Source organism: Nocardia yamanashiensis, assembly GCF_021183565.1.
GTDB classification, from domain to species: Bacteria; Actinomycetota; Actinomycetes; order Mycobacteriales; family Mycobacteriaceae; genus Nocardia; species Nocardia yamanashiensis.
This window is the reverse complement of record NZ_CP089226.1, coordinates 1874907-1890108: the sequence shown is the minus strand read 5'-3', so window position 1 is coordinate 1890108 and position 15202 is coordinate 1874907. Positions and strand designations below refer to the sequence as shown.

Below are 15202 nucleotides of genomic sequence, written 5' to 3'. Positions count from 1 at the left end.
AGCGCTTACAGGTAAGCGCCGCAGACCGGCCACGCGCCGCGGCCCTGGCCGGCGAGCACGTTCTCGGCCACGCGGATCTGCTCCTCGCGGCTGGCGTTGGAGGCGTTGCCCGAGCCGCCGTAGGCGTTCCAGGTGCTCTGGGTGAACTGCAGGCCGCCGTAGAAGCCGTTGCCGGTGTTGGCGGCCCAGTTGCCGCTGCTCTCGCACTGCGCGACGGCGTCCCAGTTGCCGCTCGCGGCCGACGCGGTCGCGGTGGACAGCGCGAACGGGACGGACACGAGCGCGCCGACGGCCGCGGTGGCGGCGAGCATGCGGGAGGTGAGCTTCCGGTTGCGATGCATAAGTTGGGTTCCCTACCTGCGCCCTTCCGGCCCGCGCTCGAAGCGGCGGGTCCCCGTCCCCAGGGATGTCGGTTGCGTTCGAATCGCGGGACGGGCTTGCCGGTGTTCGGCGATTCGAGTTCGAGCTCGGTTATCCGAGCCGAAAGCGACGGTAACGGAACAATCACGGCGAATCACGTTGCGATCACGGTGGGTTGACAAATGGGAATACGCGAGATCCGCGCGGTTTTCGCAGATGGCATCGGATGGATAACGAATTACAAATACCGAATTTACGGCCGATAATGTGACGGAGGTCACGTGAATTTAGTGATCCGGCTCGCGTAATACAAAGCGAGCACAAAACGATGCCGTTATCCGGCGCGCCCGCGCGGCAGAATTGGAAATTCGTGCGCTGACCGGCTGGGATCGCGCTGCGCGCAATCATTGCCGCCGGTCGCGGCGCTGGGGATAGTGCCGGGAACGTCGTTCTACCCGGCAGGAGCAGCCATGAAACCCACCGATGAGCCCCGTTCCGGCACCCGCGCGGTCGATCGCGCCATCCAGGTCCTGAACTGCTTCGAGGGCGACGATCCGGAGTTGTCGCTGGTCGAGCTGGCGGCCCGGGCCGGATTGCCGGTCAGCACCACGCACCGGCTGGCGCAGGCGCTGGTGCGCGGCGGCCTGCTCGAACAGGACCCGGCCACCGATCGTTACCGCATCGGTCACGGCTTGGCCTCGCTGGCGCGCCCGGCGCTCACCCGCCTCGGTCTGGATTCGGCCGCCCCGCACCTGTACGCGCTGGCCGCGGGCATCAAGATCACGGTGAGCGTGAGCGTGGCCGAGGATCGCGACGCGGTCACCGTCTTCCAGGCCCGGCCGCCGGTGTTCTTCTGCCCGAACCAGGTCCCGCGCGCCCGCCAGCCGCTGCGCGCCAGCGCGGTCGGGCATGCGCTGCTGGCCTTCTCCCCCGGCCGGGCCATCGCCGAAGGTCATGCCGCGCAGTGGGATTCGAAGCCCGCCCTGCCGCACGTGGAGCTGGATCGGGTGCGCCGCACGGGATTCGCCAGTGAGCTCATCGACACCGAGGATCCGATCCGGGCCATCGCCGTGCCCATCGTCGGCCCGGACCGGCGGGTGCGCGGCGCGCTGGGCGTGCAGGCGCGCTCGGCCCGGCTGGACGACTCCCTGGTGCGCAGCATCGTGCCCGCCATGCGGGTGGCCGCGGGACGGATCGCCCCGCTTTTCCAAACCGCCGGTGGGCCAATGCTTTCCGTCGCCGAATTAGAATCACGCTGATTTCCACATCGTGAAACGAAGGTTGCCGTCCCGCCGCGCGCACCGCACCATTGCGGGCAACCTCGAGCACCATCGTCTCTTCCGCAAGGACTACTCCCGTAAAGGACTCGGAGTGATCCCTTCCGATCTCACCCGGCGCCGCGCACTCGATCTCATGCGCGTCGCGCACGGCATCTGTCACGCCTGATTCGTTCGTATTCCACGTCGCCTCCGGCGAATTCACCGAAAGAATCAGCAATGCATTCCATTTCCCGTAGCTCACGGCTGCGGCGCGCCCTGGTGGCCGCGCTCGCCGTCACCTCCGCACTCGCCACGCTGTCCGGGTGCGCGAAAACCGATGCCGGCACCACCGCCGACGGCAAGACCGTGCTGCGGTATCAGGGCAGCACCGGCCAGGTCACGCCGTTCGAACTGGCCGCCGATCTCGGCTACTTCTCCAAGATCGATCTGCATTGGGAAGGCGACACCACCAGCGGTCCGGCCAATATTCAGGCCGCCGCGACGAAGCAGATCGAATTCGGCAGCGCCTTCAACGGCGCGGTCGTGAAGCTCATCGCGGGCGGCGCGCCCGTCACTTCGGTGCTGAGCTCCTACGGCGCCGACGAACAATCGTTCACCGGCTATTTCGTCCGTGACGATTCCGGCATCACCTCCGCGCGCGATCTGATCGGCAAGAAGGTCGGCGTCAATACCCTGGGCGCGCACCACGAATTCATCACCCGGCAGTGGCTGCACGATCAGGGCCTGAGCGATCAGGAGATCAAGCAGGTGCAGCTGGTGGTGCTGCCGCCGGCCAATACCGAGGACGCGCTGCGCAACAAGCAGATCGATGCGGCGGCCCTGGGTTCGGTGTTCCGGGATACCGCGGTGGGCCGTGGCGGAGTGCACCCGCTGTACACCGACAAGGACCTGTTCGGGCAATTCGATTACGGCACCTACGTTTTCCGGAACGACTACATCAAGGAACATCCGGAAGCGGTGCGTGATTTCGTGCAGGGCACCGCGCGGGCGACGCGCTGGTTGCAGCTCACGCCGCGCGACGAGGTGCTGGCCAAATTCAAGACCATTATCGAGAAGCGCGGCCGCAACGAGAACGTGAATCTGCTCCAGTACTGGAAGAGTTCGGGTATTCCGGTGCCGGGCGGCGTGATCGCCGAACGCGAATTGCAGATCTGGGTCGATTGGCTGGTCCGCAATGGCGAACTGCCCGCGGGCAAGGTCGCGGCCAAGGACATCTACACCAACAAGGACAACCCGTACGCCAATGGGACATATCCGGCGAGCAGCGGGCCGAGCGGTGAGCAGGTGGCGAAATGACCACGGCGACCGTGAAACTCGCGCTCTCGGGAGTGCGCAAGGAGTTCCCGGTCCGCGGTGAGCGCGACACCCTCACCGCCATCGAGGACATCAGCGTGGACGTGCGCGCCGGGGAGTTCCTGGTGCTGGTCGGCCCCAGCGGTTCGGGCAAATCGACCCTGCTGGATCTGCTGGGCGGGCTGAGCAAGCCGACGGCCGGGCAGATCCTCCTCGACGGCGCACCGATCGCCGGGCCGGGCCTGGATCGCGGCATCGTGTTCCAGCAGTACGCGCTGCTGCCCTGGCGCACCGCCCGCGCCAATATCGAATTCGGCCTGGAGGCCAAGGGCGTTCGCCGTCGTGAGCGCCGGCGGATCGCGGACGAATACCTGGAGCTGGTCGGGCTGGCCGGCTTCGGGAACCGGTATCCGCACGAATTGTCCGGCGGCATGAAGCAGCGGGTGGCCATCGCGCGCAGCCTGGCCTTCGATCCCGAGGTGCTGCTCATGGACGAGCCGTTCGCGGCGCTGGACGCCCAGACCCGGGAGTCGTTGCAGGACGAGCTGTTGCGGATCTGGCGCACCACCGGCAAGACGATTCTGTTCATCACCCACGGCATCGACGAAGCGGTGTATCTGGGGCAGCGGGTGGCGGTGCTGACCTCGCGGCCCGGCCGGGTCAAGGCCGTGGTGGACATCGACCTGGATCGCGACGGGGACCCCGATGTCCGCTCCAGCGAACGCTTCCGCGATATCCGCCATCACATCTGGACCCTGCTGCACGACGAGGTCACCCGGGCGCAGGGACTCGAGAAAGCGGCCCTGGCCGCGGACGGGAACAGCCATGTCTAGTGCCATCGCTCTCGGACCGGTCACCACCGCGCCGCCGGTCACCGACACCGCTTCGCCCGCGGTCGAACCGGCGACCCGGACCGGTGCGGCCGTCGGCTCACCGGCCGCGCGAATCGCTCGCACGGCCGCCCGGCTGGGCTGGCGGATCGTCAAACCGACGCTGGTCATCGCGCTGTTCCTGGCGCTGTGGGAGGCCGCGCCCCGGCTCGGACTGGTGGACGAGGTATTCCTGCCGCCGTTCAGCGCGGTGCTCGACGCCGGGCTCGAGCTGATCCGCAACGGGCAGCTGCAGGAGCACGTGTCCGCCAGCCTCGGCCGGTCGCTGGCCGGGTTCGCCATCGCATTGAGCACGGCGGTTCCGGTGGGTGTGGCCATCGCCTGGTATCGGCCGGTCGCGGAGTTCCTGAGCCCGATCCTCGAGCTGTTCCGCAATACCGCGGCGCTGGCGCTGCTGCCGGTGTTCGTGCTCATCCTGGGCATCGGCGAGACGTCCAAGATCGCCCTGGTGGTGTACGCGAGCTTCTTCCCGATCCTGCTCAACACCATCACCGGCGTGCGGACCGTGGACCCGCTGCTGGTGAAATCGGCGGTGTCGCTGGGGTTCTCGCCGCTGCCGCTGTTCCGCAAGGTGGTGCTGCCGGCCGCGGTGCCGAGCATCTTCACCGGTATCCGCATGGCGGCCTCGGCGTCCATCCTGGTGCTCATCGCGGCCGAAATGGTCGGTGCGCGTGCGGGTCTGGGCTATCTGATCACCGCCGCGCAGCAGAACTTCCAGATTCCCGACATGTACGCGGGCATCGTGGCCATCTCCCTGGTCGGGCTGAGCTTCAACGGGCTGTTGGTCGCCATCGAGCGGCGACTCTCCCGCTGGCGCGTCCAGTCCTGATCCCCGAACTTCCCGAAGGACTATTCGTATGTCGCAGTCACGCAAGCCTTTTCATCTCAACGCCTTCCTGATGGGCGTCGGCCACCACGAGGCGGCCTGGCGGCATCCACGCACCGAGGCGCACCGGGTGCTGGATGTGAAGCACTTCCAGGAGCTGGGCCGCATCGCCGAGCGCGGCAAACTGGATTCGGTGTTCTTCGCCGACGGGCTGGCGGTGGGGCCGCGCATCAAGCGCAATACCCTCGCCGTGTTCGAGCCGGTCACGCTGCTGTCGGCGATCGCCACCGCCACCGAACGGGTGGGGCTCATCGCCACCGCGTCCACCACCTACAACGAGCCGTTCAATCTGGCCCGCAAGTTCGCCTCGCTCGATCACATCAGCGGCGGGCGGGCCGGCTGGAACATCGTCACCTCCGGCAATGAGGACGAGGCGTTCAATTTCGGTTTCGACGCCATCCCTGAGCACGCGCGCCGTTACGAGCGAGCGCAGGAGTTCGTGGACGTGGCCGTGCAGCTGTGGGACAGCTGGGAATCGGAAGCCATCCTGCTCGACGAAGAGGCGGGAATCTTCGCCGACCCGGACAAGGTGCACACCCTCGATTACCAGGGTGAGCGCTTCCGGGTGCGCGGGCCGTTGAACTCGCCGCGCGGCCCGCAGGGACGGCCGCTGCTGGTGCAGGCCGGATCCTCGGAGAGCGGCAAGGAATTCGCGGCCCGCTACGCCGAGGCCGTGTTCACCGCGCAGCGCAGTATCGACGAGGGGCGGGCGTTCTACCGCGATCTGAAGTCGCGGCTGGCCAAGTACGGTCGCTCGGCCGACGAGCTGAAGGTGCTGCCGGGGCTGGTGCCGTTCATCGCCGACACCGAGGAACAGGCGCGAGCGCTCGAGCAGGAGTTCACCGACCTCATCTCCCCCGATTACGCGCTCAAGCAGCTGTCCTCGCTGCTGGGTGTGGATCTCACCGAGCACGCGCTCGACGCGCCGCTGCCGCCGCTGCCCGCCGAGAGCGAGATCGAAGGCGGCAAGAGCCGGTTCACCCTGGTCAAGGAGCTGGCCGAGCGTGAGGAGCTGACCGTGCGGCAGTTGATCGGCAAGCTCGGCGGCGGGCGCGGGCATCGCACCTTCGCGGGTACGCCCGAGCAGATCGCCGACGAGCTGCAGAGCTGGTACGAGCAGGGCGCGGCCGACGGCTTCAACATCATGCCGCCGTATCTGCCCGGCGGGCTGGAGGACTTCGTCGACCGGGTGGTGCCGATCCTGCAGGAGCGCGGGCTGTTCCGCACCGAGTACACCGCCACCACCCTGCGCGGGCATTACGGGCTCGAACCGGTCGAGAGCCAGTTCGCCGCCCGGGAGGACGCGCGGGCCACCGCGTGAATCGATTCATCCGATAACCCTGAGGAATTCATCATGACCACTGTGGCCGAAAACCGTACCGGCACTTTCACCATCGCACCCGTGGCCGGGCATATCGGGGCGGAGATCCGCGATATCGATCTGCGCGCCGACTTCACCGACGCGCAGATCGCCGAGCTCACCGCGGCGCTGCACGAATACAAGGTGCTGTTCTTCCGCGATCAGCGGATCGGGCACGCCGAGCAGATCGCGTTCTCGCGGCGGTTCGGCGCGGTCACGCCGTCGCATCCCTACGACGACGACGCGCCCACCGAGTACCCGGAGATCCTGGCCGTGGACAGCCGCCTGTACGAGAAGCGGTTCGGCAAGCGGAAGTTCAGCTACACCAACCATTGGCACACCGATGTCTCGCCGCTGATCAATCCCCCGGCGGCGTCGCTGCTGCGGGCCGAGATCGCGCCCGAACGCGGCGGCGACACCCAGTGGACCAACCTGGCGGCGGCCTATGCCGGGCTGCCGGAATCGCTGCGCTCGTTCCTGGACGGGCTGCGCGCCGAGCACCGGTTCGGCGGGAAGCTGCCGGCCTGGGACGCCGAGAGCGATTACGCCAAGCGGGTGGCGGCCGCGCCGCTGGTGACCGAACACCCGGTGGTACGGGTGCATCCGGTGACCGGGGAACGGGTGCTGTTCGTGAATCCGGGGTTCACCACCCGCATCGTCGGATTGAGCCCGCGCCAGAGCGACGCGCTGCTGGAACTGCTGTACGCGGAGCTGTCCGATCCCGCCTACACGGTGCGATTCCGTTGGGAGCAGGGCAGTCTCGCGTTCTGGGACAATCGCGCCACCGCGCATCTCGCGCCCAGCGATCTGGACCATCTGGACGTGACCCGGGTGTTGTACCGCACCACGCTCGAGGGTGAGGTGCCGGTCGGAGTGGACGGGCAGGAGTCGCGCTCCATCGCCGGGGAACGGTTCGTGGGTTCGTCGAACTGACCCCGAACAGCGGCGAGCCCCTCGATCGATACGGTCGAGGGGCTCGTTGCCGTCAACGGCCCAGCGGGCGCGGCGGTTGCGCGGGCGGGTCACCCGGATCCGGGCGATACCGTTGCGGCGGTTGCTGTTCCAGGCGCGGCCGGGGCGGGATGCCGGTCGGTTCCACCGGGGTGCGGGCATCGGCTTCGGCGGCGCGCACCGCGCGCTCGGCGGCCGGGTCGGTGGCGGTGTCGAACCAGTCGGCGACCTCGTCGGAATCGTCCTCGGGACGTTCGGCGGTCTCGGTATCCGGGGACGGTTCGTAGCGGAAGACGCCGTCGGCGCCCTTGGTGGCGAAGTTCTGGGCGAAACCCTCGAGAGCCTTACCGAAATCGCTCGGCACCAGCCACACCTTGTTGGCGTCGCCCTTGGCGACCAGCGGCAACGTCTGCATGTACTGGTAGGCCAGCAGTTCCGGGGTCGGCTTGCCGGATTTGATTGCGGCGAAGACCTTTTCGATGGCCTTGGCCTGACCTTGCGCCTGCAGGTAGGCGGCGGCGCGCTCACCCTGGGCGCGCAGGATGCGGGACTGGCGTTCGCCTTCGGCCGACAGAATGGCCGACTGCTTGGAGCCTTCGGCGGCCAGGATCTGCGCCTGCTTCTGACCTTCGGCGGTCTTGATCGAGGCTTCGCGCTGGCCTTCCGCGGTGAGGATCATGGCGCGCTTCTCACGGTCGGCCTTCATCTGCTTCTCCATCGATTCCTGGATCGACGGGGGCGGATCGATGGCCTTCAGTTCCACGCGTGACACCCGCAGGCCCCAGCGGCCGGTGGCCTCGTCCAGCACGCCGCGCAGCTGGCTGTTGATCTGATCGCGGGAGGTGAGGGTTTCCTCCAGGGTCATGCCGCCGACCACATTGCGCAGCGTGGTGATGGTCAGCTGTTCCACGGCCGCAATGTAATTGGAGATCTCGTAGACCGCGGCCTGCGGGCTGGTGACCTGGAAGTAGACGACCGAGTCGATCTGCACCGTCAGGTTGTCCTGGGTGATGACCGGCTGCGGCGGGAACGAGACGACCCGCTCGCGCAGGTCCACCTTGGCGCGCACCCGGTCCGCGAACGGCACCAGGAACGTCAACTGCCCGGACACGGTCCGCGAATACCGCCCTAGTCGTTCGATGACGGCGGCCTCGGCCTGCGGCACCAGCGCCACCGATTTGAACACCACGACCACGACCAGCAGGATCAATACCGCGGCGACTATGAGTACAGCCATGATTTACGGCCCTTTCCAGACGACGGCGGTCGCGCCGTCGATCTTCATGATGCACACGGTCGCGCCCACCTCGAAAGTCTCCGACGGGTCGAACGGCCGTGCGCTCCAGACCTCACCGTCCACCTTCACCCGGCCGCCGTGCTCGTCGACCGCCTCCAGCACCTTCGCGGTCTTGCCCGGCAGCGCGGCGACGCCGGTCTGGTGCGGGGGCGGAGTCGCGAAGCGCCGCAACAGGAACGGGCGCACCAGCAGTATGAGCACGAGCGCGGCGACGCCGAACACCACGGCGTCCACCACCACGGAAGTCCCCGCCAGCCCGCTGACCCCCGCCGTGATCAGCGCGGCGCCCCCGAGCATGAGCAACGTGAGATCGCCGATGAGCATCTCCGCGGCCGCGAGGAGGATCCCCGCGACCAGCCAAACGATTGCGGCCACCCACCCAACACTAGTCGGCGGGCCCGCTCGCGGCCGCTTTTCGTGATCATCCTGCCGCCGGAACCGCCCATTTCAGATCAATCCGCCCGGGCCGCTGCGGCGTGCCCCACACTCGGGCCCCGATTGGGCGCGGCGCGACCGCATTTCGCGGCCCGCCCCGGTACCCTCGCCCCCGTGAACGGGCAGCACGGTTACGGCGACATCTTCTCGGGGCATTCCAGGACGCGCAAACGCGAGGTCCCCACCGTGGTCGCGGACCGCGACCTGGTCGCCGAGGACGCCGCCACCGGATTCTGCGGCGCCGTAGTCGGTTTCGACCGCACCTACGACGGCGACTTCGTGAAACTCGAGGACCGCGCCGGCCGCGTCCGCCTCTTCGCCCTCCGCGAAGCCGCCTTCCTCATCGACGGCCAGCCGGTCACCCTGGTGCGCCCCAAAGCCGCTCCCCAGCAGCAGCCCACCCGCTCGGCCTCCGGCTCGACCCGCGTCGCGGGCCTCAAGGCCCAGGTGGCCAAGGCCAGCCGCATCTGGGTGGAAGGCATCCACGACGCCGCCCTGGTCGAACGCGTCTGGGGCCACGACCTGCGCGTCGAGGGCGTCGTCGTCGAACAACTCGAAGGCCTCGACCACCTCGCCGCCCGCCTCACCGACTTCCGCCCCGGCCCCGGCCGCCGCGTCGGCGTCCTGGTGGACCATCTCGTCACCGGCTCCAAGGAAACCGGCCTCACCACCGGCCTCGGCCCCCACGTCCTGGTCACCGGCCACCCCTACATCGACGTCTGGCAAGCCGTCCGCCCCGCCGCGGTAGGCATCGAGGCCTGGCCCGAAGTCCCCCGCGGCGAAGACTGGAAAACCGGCATCTGCCGCCGATTGGGCTGGGGCACACCACAAGACGGCTGGCGCCGCGTCTACAACGCCGTCACCACCTACCGCGACCTCGAAACCCCCCTCATCGGCGCCGTGGAACGCCTCATCGACTTCGTCACCGAACCCGAATAACCCGGCCGTCGATTCCGTTGCCGGTCAGACCTTTACGAGGTCGGGTTTGTCCGGGGTGGGGTGGTCGGGGGTGAGGGTGGGTTCGGCGAGGCCGATTTTCTGCTGGATTCGTTTGAGCCACTTGGGGGCCCACCAGCAGTCGTCGCCGAGGAGTTTCATGGTGGCGGGGACCAGGAGCATGCGCAGGACGGTGGCGTCGATGAAGAGGGCCGCGATCATGCCGTAGGCGATGTACTGCATCATCACCAGGTCGGAGAAGGCGAAGGCGCCGGTGACGACGAGCATGATGAGGGCGGCGGCGGTGATGATGCGGCCGGTGTGGGCGGTGCCGGTGCGGATGGCCTCGGTAGTGGTGGCGCCGGCGGCGCGGGCTTCGACCATGCGGGAGATGAGGAAGACCTCGTAGTCGGTGGAAAGGCCGTAGATGATGGCGATGATCAGCACCAGAACGTTGGCCTGGATGGGCTGGGGGGTGAAGTTGAGCAGCGTGGCGCCGTGGCCGTCGAGGAAGATCCAGGTCAGGATGCCGAGGGTGGAGCCGAGGCCGAGGGCGCTCATGAGGGCGGCCTTGATGGGCAGGACCAGGGAGCCGAAGGTCAGGAACATGAGCAGGGTGGTGAGCGCCAGCACCAGGACCACCATGAGCGGGATGCGGACCAGCAGAGCGTCGATGCTGTCCTTCTGCACGGCGGGCAGGCCGCCGACGAGCATGGTGGTGCCCTCGGGGAGTTCCATCGCCCGCAGGAAGTCGATGGTGTCGCCGGCCTCGTTGACGTCGGCGACCGTGGCTTTGGTGCGATAGACGTCGGGGTTCTTGATCGAGCGCGACGGCACCTCGAACGGGGTGTCCAGGCCGGGCGCTTCATCGGCTTGTTTCCACGCCGCGCCCACCGCGGTGCTGTCGGCGGAGACGAAGATCAGTTCGATGGGGTCGGATCGATTGCCGGGGAACAGGGTGTCGATCTGTTCCTTGGCCAGGCGCACGGAATTGTCCGGGGGCAGGTACTTTTCGCTGAACCCGCCGAAGACCAGGTTCTTCACCGGCAGGATGAGCAGCAGCAGAATGATCGACAGCGAGACGCCGATCTTCAGCGGATGCCGCATCACCCAGGCGGTGGAGCGGCCCCAGAATCCATTCTCGATCTCCTCGGCGGTCTTGGTCCGGCGGAATCGCTCCAGCCCCAGCGCGTCCACCCGCTTGCCGAGAATGCCGAGCGCGGCCGGCAGGATGGTGACGGCGGTCAGCGCGGCCAGCGAGACGGTCGTAATCGCCCCGTACGCCATGGATTTCAGGAACCCCTGCGGGAACAGCAGCATGCCGCCGAGACTCGCGATGATCATGGTCGCGGAGAACACCACGGTCCGGCCCGCGGTCATGACGGTGCGGCGCACGGCCGCGCGGGTGTCGTAGCCCGCGGCCAGCTCCTCGCGGAACCGGCTCACGATGAACAGCCCGTAGTCGATGGCCAGCCCCAGCCCGATCATGGTCACCACCGAGGACACGAAACTGTTGACCTCGATGAAATCGGTGAGCACGCGCACGATTCCGAGCGCGCCGAGCATGGTCAGCCCGCCGATGGCCAACGGCAGCGCCGCCGCGACCACCCCGCCGAAGATGAAGAACAACAGCACCGCCACCGCCGGCAGCGCGATCAGCTCCATCCGGTGCAGGTCGTCGGCCATGGTGTCGTTGAGCGTCCCCGCGATCGGCTGCAGACCGCTGACCTGCACATCCACGCCCGGAATGAAGAAGACGTCCTTGACTTCTCGATAGTTCCGCACCATGTCGGTGTCGGTGTCGCCGCGAATCGCGATCAGCGCGATGGCTTGTTTGCGGTCCTTGGTCGCCGCCTTCGCCCCGCTGATCTTCCCGGTATCGGTTCGCCAGTAGGCCGCGTTGATCCCCGCGATCTGCTCCGGATACTCACGCGGCAACCGGTTCAGATTGTCGATGACCTTCCGGCTGAATTCGGGATCGTCGACAGTCTTGCCTTCCGGCGCGGTGTACAGCACCGCCACGTCCACATCGTGATTGCGCCCGAAAGCCTGATCCGCCAGCCGCGCCGCCTGCGAGGACTCCGCCCGCGGATCCTCGAGCCCGCCCGCGGTCAGCCGATCGGCCACCCCGACGCTGTAGGCCCCCAAGGCCAGCAGCCCGGCCACCACCACCCCGAGCACCCCGAATCGCAGCCGGTAGACCACACCACCCCACCACGCGAACATCCAAAGCCTCTTCGTCCGAACCGACAACACCGAACCGCGACCCGTCCAACCGCCGACGGCCGCCGCCCGCACCCGACATTACTGACGAGTCCGACACCGTTTCGACCGAGAGCCCAATTCCGGAACACATTCAGTCCAGATCCTCAGACTTGACACACCCGACCCTCAGATCCCTTGTCCCGGACCATGACCCGCAGTGGTCGAACGGTTGATCGATTTCCGCCCCGTGCCCCAGTTGTCCCCCAGTTATTCTGTTGGGATGAGCTCACCGAGTACGACGCTGACGGTGTGGGCCGGGTCCTGGCTGGCCGGCTGCAGCGCCCCCGACGACCTGCTCGACGCCCTGCGCACCTGGGCGCCGCGGCAGAGCGTCGCGGCCGGCGACCCGGTGACCGGTGGGCACACCGGGCTACCCTGGGCCGCGCACGACGAGGCCGATGCGGGCCCCGGCGCGGGAATCATGGTGCTGCTCAAGCTGATCCGGGAAGCCGTGGCCGCGCCGGGTGCGGAGTTGCGGCTGGTGCTGCCGGTACCCGGGGATGTGCGTGGCCTGCCGGTGGGTTCCGAATTCGCCGCCGCCGCAACCGAAGCCGGTGAGGGACTGCTGCTCGGCGCGCCCGGTACGCAGGGCACCGGTCTCGTCCCGGTGTGGACCGAGGACGAGGCGCTGCGCTGGACCGTGTACACGACCGTCATTCCGATGACCTCCGAACCCGATATGCCGCTCGGCGAGGCCGAGTATTCGATGCGCCAGGCAGTGCGCGATGCCGCCGACGCGCTCATGCAACTGCACACCACCGGCATGGACACCGGCGGCATTCCGCCGCGCGATCTGATCGAGGCCGAGTTGGAGGGTCACACCCGCCACGCCTACCCCGAGTCGATGCCGTTGCGCGCCCGCCGCATTCTCGATTCCGCCGATCAGGTGGCCGCCATCTTGACCGTCGCCGAGCGCGAACCGGCTTCGGCGCCCACCTCGGCGAGCGCGGCCGCGGCCCAGGAGACGCTGTTGCGCCCACTGTGGAACGCCATCCGTGCGGCCCGGCTGGCCGCGGTGCACGCGCGATAGTTCAGACTTCCCCGTGCTCGGGCTGTGCGAGGCGGCGGATCTGGTCGAGGAGTTCTTCGCGGCGGGGGTGATCGCCGCAGGCGCCGGGGAGCAGGACGGCTTGGAGTTGGCGTAGCGACCACCAGCCGGTGACCAGGGTGAAGGTGGACAGGAGCAGGTGGCGGGCGGATTCGTCGTCGAGGTGGGGTAGGGCAGCGCGCAGGGCCGCGGTCTTCTGGGTCCAGGCCGCGACTCGGTCGTCGAAGGCGATGGGGGCGCGGCGTTCCAGGGCTTCCCAGGCGAGCAGGCGGGCCAGGTCGGGGTGGGCGGCGTAGGTGTCGAAGAGGCGGGCGGCGTAGCGCACCAAGGCTTCCGGGCCCGAACCGCTGAGTTCGGCGGCGCCGATGGTGTTCTCCATGGCCTGGCGCATGACCTCGGCGAAGAGGGCGTCCTTGTCGCCGAAGTACTGGTAGATGCGCTGTTTGTTGACCCCGGCCGCGGCGGCGATGGCGTCCACGCGCGCGCCCGCGAGGCCGTGCTCGGCGAAATGGCCCGTGGCGGCCTCCAACAGCAGCTTGCGGCGGCCGGCGGTATCCCATCCCATATCGGCCAGCCTACAGAACGCAACCGGTTAGTTGCGTTCTCGGCGGCGCGATTGCTAGCCTCCGAGAAACACAACTAACCGTTTGCGTTTGGAGCCGAGATGCCCGCCGTGTCGTCGCACCTACTGGAAGAGCCGATGTCCACACCGGACGGCGCGGCGACCGTCCGACTGGTCGGTGACGCTCCCGGCCGGGCGGCGGCGCTGGCGGAACTGGCAGCGCGCACCTTTCCGCTGGCCTGCCCGAAATGGCTGGCGCGCAAGGACATCGACGCGTTCATCGCCCATCATCTCGATATCGGATCCTTTCGCGCGTACCTGAACGATCCCGAGTGCCGGGTCTTCATCGCCGGACCCGCGGACGCGCCCGTCGGCTACGCCCTCGCGCTGCACGGCATCGGGCATTCCGACTGCCCGCCGGGCTGGAAGTCCGAGCACACCGCCTACTTGTCCAAGCTCTACGTCGATCCTGCCCGGCACGGCACCGGCACCGCCGCCGCGCTGATGGACGAAGTCGTGCGCGCGGCGCGCGCCGACGAGTGCGCCGCGGTCTGGCTGGGCGTCAACGAGGAGAACGACCGGGCCAAGCGCTTCTATCGCAAGTTCGGCTTCGAACCGGTGGCGCGGCGCAGCTTCCGGCTCGGTGACCGCACCTTCGACGACGAGGTGCTGGGACGGCGACTGCGCTGACCGCGCCGCCCGTCAGGTCCGGCTCAATCGCATGGCCTCGCCGAGCCGAACGAGCTTGTGCGGGTTGCGGATCGCGTAGACCCGGGTGATCAGCCCGGATTCCACGACCAGGCTGATCGCTGCCTCGAGGTTGCCGCGGGCATCGATGCGCAGGGCCGGAGCGCCATTGATCCAGACCACCGTGACCACCGCCCCGGGCGCCAGCCGGGGGAAGCGGGCGATGAAAGCGGCCACCTGCGCGGCGCCTGCGATCGGGTGCGGCACGGCGGGCACCAGTCCGCCACCGTCCGCCACGAACACCACATCCGGGGCCAGCACATCGAAAAGCCCCTGGAGATCACCGGTTTCGACGGCCGACCGGAACCGCTCCACCACCACCCGCTGCTCGTCCCGGCTCACCCGCACGCGCGGGCGGCGCGCCGCCACATGCTCCCGGGCCCGGCGCGCGATCTGCCGCACCGCCGCCGCCGATTTCCCCACCGCCCCGGCGATCTCGTCGTGCGGCACATCGAACACCTCGCGCAGCACGAACACCGCACGCTCGGTCGGCGCGAGCGTTTCCAGCACCGTCAGCATGGCGATCGACACGCTCTCCGCCAGCTCGACGTCCTCGGCCACATCCGGTGCCGTCAGCACGGGTTCGGGCAGCCACTCCCCCAGATAATCCTCGCGCCGCCGGGCCATCGTGCGAATCCGGTTGAGGGACTGGCGAGTCACCATCCGCACCAGATAGGCCCGCGGATCGCGCACCCCGGCCCGATCGACCTCGCGCCAGCGCAGCCAGGTCTCCTGCACCACATCATCGGCATCGGCGGCGGATCCGAGCATCTCGTAGGCGACGGTGAACAGCAGACTGCGATGCACGGTGAACGGGTCCGCGCCCATATCTCCTCCTGTGTGTCGATGGCCTCGACATACAGACACCGCGCCGAACCGCAGTGTGACAGAC

16 protein-coding genes are annotated in these 15202 nt (G+C 68.2%); 10 read left to right on the top strand and 6 right to left on the bottom strand.

Annotation, left to right across the window (positions count from 1 at the left end):
• Window positions 1-5: 5 nt before the first annotated feature.
• On the bottom strand, window positions 6-341 hold the full coding sequence (locus LTV02_RS09095; protein ID WP_233039557.1) for a transglycosylase family protein: 336 nt from the start codon (window positions 339-341) through the stop codon (window positions 6-8).
• Window positions 342-830: 489 nt separating this feature from the next.
• Here LTV02_RS09095 and LTV02_RS09090 point away from each other — a divergent pair, with 489 nt between their 5' ends.
• Genes LTV02_RS09090 through LTV02_RS09060 form a run of 7 tightly spaced genes read left to right on the top strand, consistent with a single transcriptional unit; the run spans window position 831 to window position 7002 of the window.
• The gene (locus LTV02_RS09090) at window positions 831-1619 is read left to right on the top strand and encodes an IclR family transcriptional regulator (RefSeq protein WP_067708087.1); all 789 of its coding nucleotides are present in this window, start codon (window positions 831-833) and stop codon (window positions 1617-1619) included.
• Between the two features lie 10 nt (window positions 1620-1629).
• Complete coding sequence (locus tag LTV02_RS09085; protein WP_233039556.1) at window positions 1630-1806, top strand: hypothetical protein; 177 nt, start codon at window positions 1630-1632, stop codon at window positions 1804-1806.
• A gap of 50 nt (window positions 1807-1856) precedes the next feature.
• Window positions 1857-2936, top strand: a complete 1080-nt coding sequence (locus LTV02_RS09080; RefSeq protein ID WP_233039555.1) for an ABC transporter substrate-binding protein — start codon at window positions 1857-1859, stop codon at window positions 2934-2936.
• Window positions 2933-3766 (top strand): ABC transporter ATP-binding protein, encoded by an 834-nt coding sequence (locus LTV02_RS09075; RefSeq protein ID WP_233039554.1) that lies wholly within the window; start codon window positions 2933-2935, stop codon window positions 3764-3766. The genes LTV02_RS09080 and LTV02_RS09075 overlap by 4 nt, the downstream gene beginning before the upstream one ends.
• The gene (locus tag LTV02_RS09070) at window positions 3759-4652 is read left to right on the top strand and encodes an ABC transporter permease (protein ID WP_233039553.1); all 894 of its coding nucleotides are present in this window, start codon (window positions 3759-3761) and stop codon (window positions 4650-4652) included. The genes LTV02_RS09075 and LTV02_RS09070 overlap by 8 nt, the downstream gene beginning before the upstream one ends.
• Before the next feature lie 28 nt (window positions 4653-4680).
• Window positions 4681-6030, top strand: a complete 1350-nt coding sequence (locus tag LTV02_RS09065; protein ID WP_233039552.1) for an LLM class flavin-dependent oxidoreductase — start codon at window positions 4681-4683, stop codon at window positions 6028-6030.
• A gap of 33 nt (window positions 6031-6063) precedes the next feature.
• Entirely contained in the window at window positions 6064-7002 is a 939-nt protein-coding gene (locus LTV02_RS09060; protein ID WP_233039551.1) for a TauD/TfdA dioxygenase family protein, read from the top strand.
• 52 nt (window positions 7003-7054) lie between these two features.
• Here LTV02_RS09060 and LTV02_RS09055 read toward each other — a convergent pair whose 3' ends face one another.
• Both LTV02_RS09055 and LTV02_RS09050 read right to left on the bottom strand, forming a co-directional pair.
• A complete protein-coding gene (locus tag LTV02_RS09055) occupies window positions 7055-8257 on the bottom strand; it encodes an SPFH domain-containing protein (protein ID WP_233039550.1) in 1203 nt (400 codons plus the stop codon).
• Window positions 8258-8260: 3 nt separating this feature from the next.
• A complete protein-coding gene (locus tag LTV02_RS09050; protein WP_067708069.1) occupies window positions 8261-8692 on the bottom strand; it encodes an NfeD family protein in 432 nt (143 codons plus the stop codon).
• 174 nt (window positions 8693-8866) lie between these two features.
• Between LTV02_RS09050 and LTV02_RS09045 the strand changes: the two genes are divergently transcribed.
• Window positions 8867-9691, top strand: a complete 825-nt coding sequence (locus tag LTV02_RS09045; RefSeq protein WP_233039549.1) for a DUF3097 domain-containing protein — start codon at window positions 8867-8869, stop codon at window positions 9689-9691.
• A 24-nt stretch (window positions 9692-9715) separates the two neighbouring features.
• Here LTV02_RS09045 and LTV02_RS09040 read toward each other — a convergent pair whose 3' ends face one another.
• Entirely contained in the window at window positions 9716-11914 is a 2199-nt protein-coding gene (locus LTV02_RS09040) for an MMPL family transporter (RefSeq protein WP_408639347.1), read from the bottom strand.
• Window positions 11915-12173: 259 nt separating this feature from the next.
• Between LTV02_RS09040 and LTV02_RS09035 the strand changes: the two genes are divergently transcribed.
• Entirely contained in the window at window positions 12174-12983 is an 810-nt protein-coding gene (locus LTV02_RS09035) for a hypothetical protein (RefSeq protein WP_233039548.1), read from the top strand.
• A gap of 1 nt (window position 12984) precedes the next feature.
• Here the strand turns inward: LTV02_RS09035 and LTV02_RS09030 are convergent, their stop codons facing one another.
• On the bottom strand, window positions 12985-13566 hold the full coding sequence (locus LTV02_RS09030) for a TetR/AcrR family transcriptional regulator (RefSeq protein WP_233039547.1): 582 nt from the start codon (window positions 13564-13566) through the stop codon (window positions 12985-12987).
• Between the two features lie 99 nt (window positions 13567-13665).
• On the opposite strand from LTV02_RS09030, the gene LTV02_RS09025 reads away from it, so the two are divergent.
• Window positions 13666-14253: a GNAT family N-acetyltransferase gene (locus LTV02_RS09025; protein ID WP_233039546.1), complete on the top strand. Its 588-nt coding sequence runs from the start codon at window positions 13666-13668 to the stop codon at window positions 14251-14253.
• A 12-nt stretch (window positions 14254-14265) separates the two neighbouring features.
• Here the strand turns inward: LTV02_RS09025 and LTV02_RS09020 are convergent, their stop codons facing one another.
• The gene (locus LTV02_RS09020; protein WP_233039545.1) at window positions 14266-15138 is read right to left on the bottom strand and encodes an RNA polymerase sigma-70 factor; all 873 of its coding nucleotides are present in this window, start codon (window positions 15136-15138) and stop codon (window positions 14266-14268) included.
• Between the last annotated feature and the right edge of the window lie 64 nt (window positions 15139-15202).

Excerpts from the sequence above, each read along its gene's own strand:
- LTV02_RS09030 (WP_233039547.1), bottom strand. The coding sequence starts at position 13,566 with ATGGGATGGGATACCGCCGGCCGCCGCAAGCTGCTGTTGGAGGCCGCC.
- LTV02_RS09035 (WP_233039548.1), top strand. The coding sequence starts at position 12,174 with ATGAGCTCACCGAGTACGACGCTGACGGTGTGGGCCGGGTCCTGGCTG.
- LTV02_RS09090 (WP_067708087.1), top strand. The coding sequence starts at position 831 with ATGAAACCCACCGATGAGCCCCGTTCCGGCACCCGCGCGGTCGATCGC.
- LTV02_RS09080 (WP_233039555.1), top strand. The coding sequence starts at position 1,857 with ATGCATTCCATTTCCCGTAGCTCACGGCTGCGGCGCGCCCTGGTGGCC.
- LTV02_RS09055 (WP_233039550.1), bottom strand. The coding sequence starts at position 8,257 with ATGGCTGTACTCATAGTCGCCGCGGTATTGATCCTGCTGGTCGTGGTC.
- LTV02_RS09075 (WP_233039554.1), top strand. The coding sequence starts at position 2,933 with ATGACCACGGCGACCGTGAAACTCGCGCTCTCGGGAGTGCGCAAGGAG.
- LTV02_RS09065 (WP_233039552.1), top strand. The coding sequence starts at position 4,681 with ATGTCGCAGTCACGCAAGCCTTTTCATCTCAACGCCTTCCTGATGGGC.
- LTV02_RS09095 (WP_233039557.1), bottom strand. The coding sequence starts at position 341 with ATGCATCGCAACCGGAAGCTCACCTCCCGCATGCTCGCCGCCACCGCG.
- LTV02_RS09060 (WP_233039551.1), top strand. The coding sequence starts at position 6,064 with ATGACCACTGTGGCCGAAAACCGTACCGGCACTTTCACCATCGCACCC.
- LTV02_RS09025 (WP_233039546.1), top strand. The coding sequence starts at position 13,666 with ATGCCCGCCGTGTCGTCGCACCTACTGGAAGAGCCGATGTCCACACCG.
- LTV02_RS09040 (WP_408639347.1), bottom strand. The coding sequence starts at position 11,914 with ATGTTCGCGTGGTGGGGTGGTGTGGTCTACCGGCTGCGATTCGGGGTG.
- LTV02_RS09070 (WP_233039553.1), top strand. The coding sequence starts at position 3,759 with ATGTCTAGTGCCATCGCTCTCGGACCGGTCACCACCGCGCCGCCGGTC.
- LTV02_RS09020 (WP_233039545.1), bottom strand. The coding sequence starts at position 15,138 with ATGGGCGCGGACCCGTTCACCGTGCATCGCAGTCTGCTGTTCACCGTC.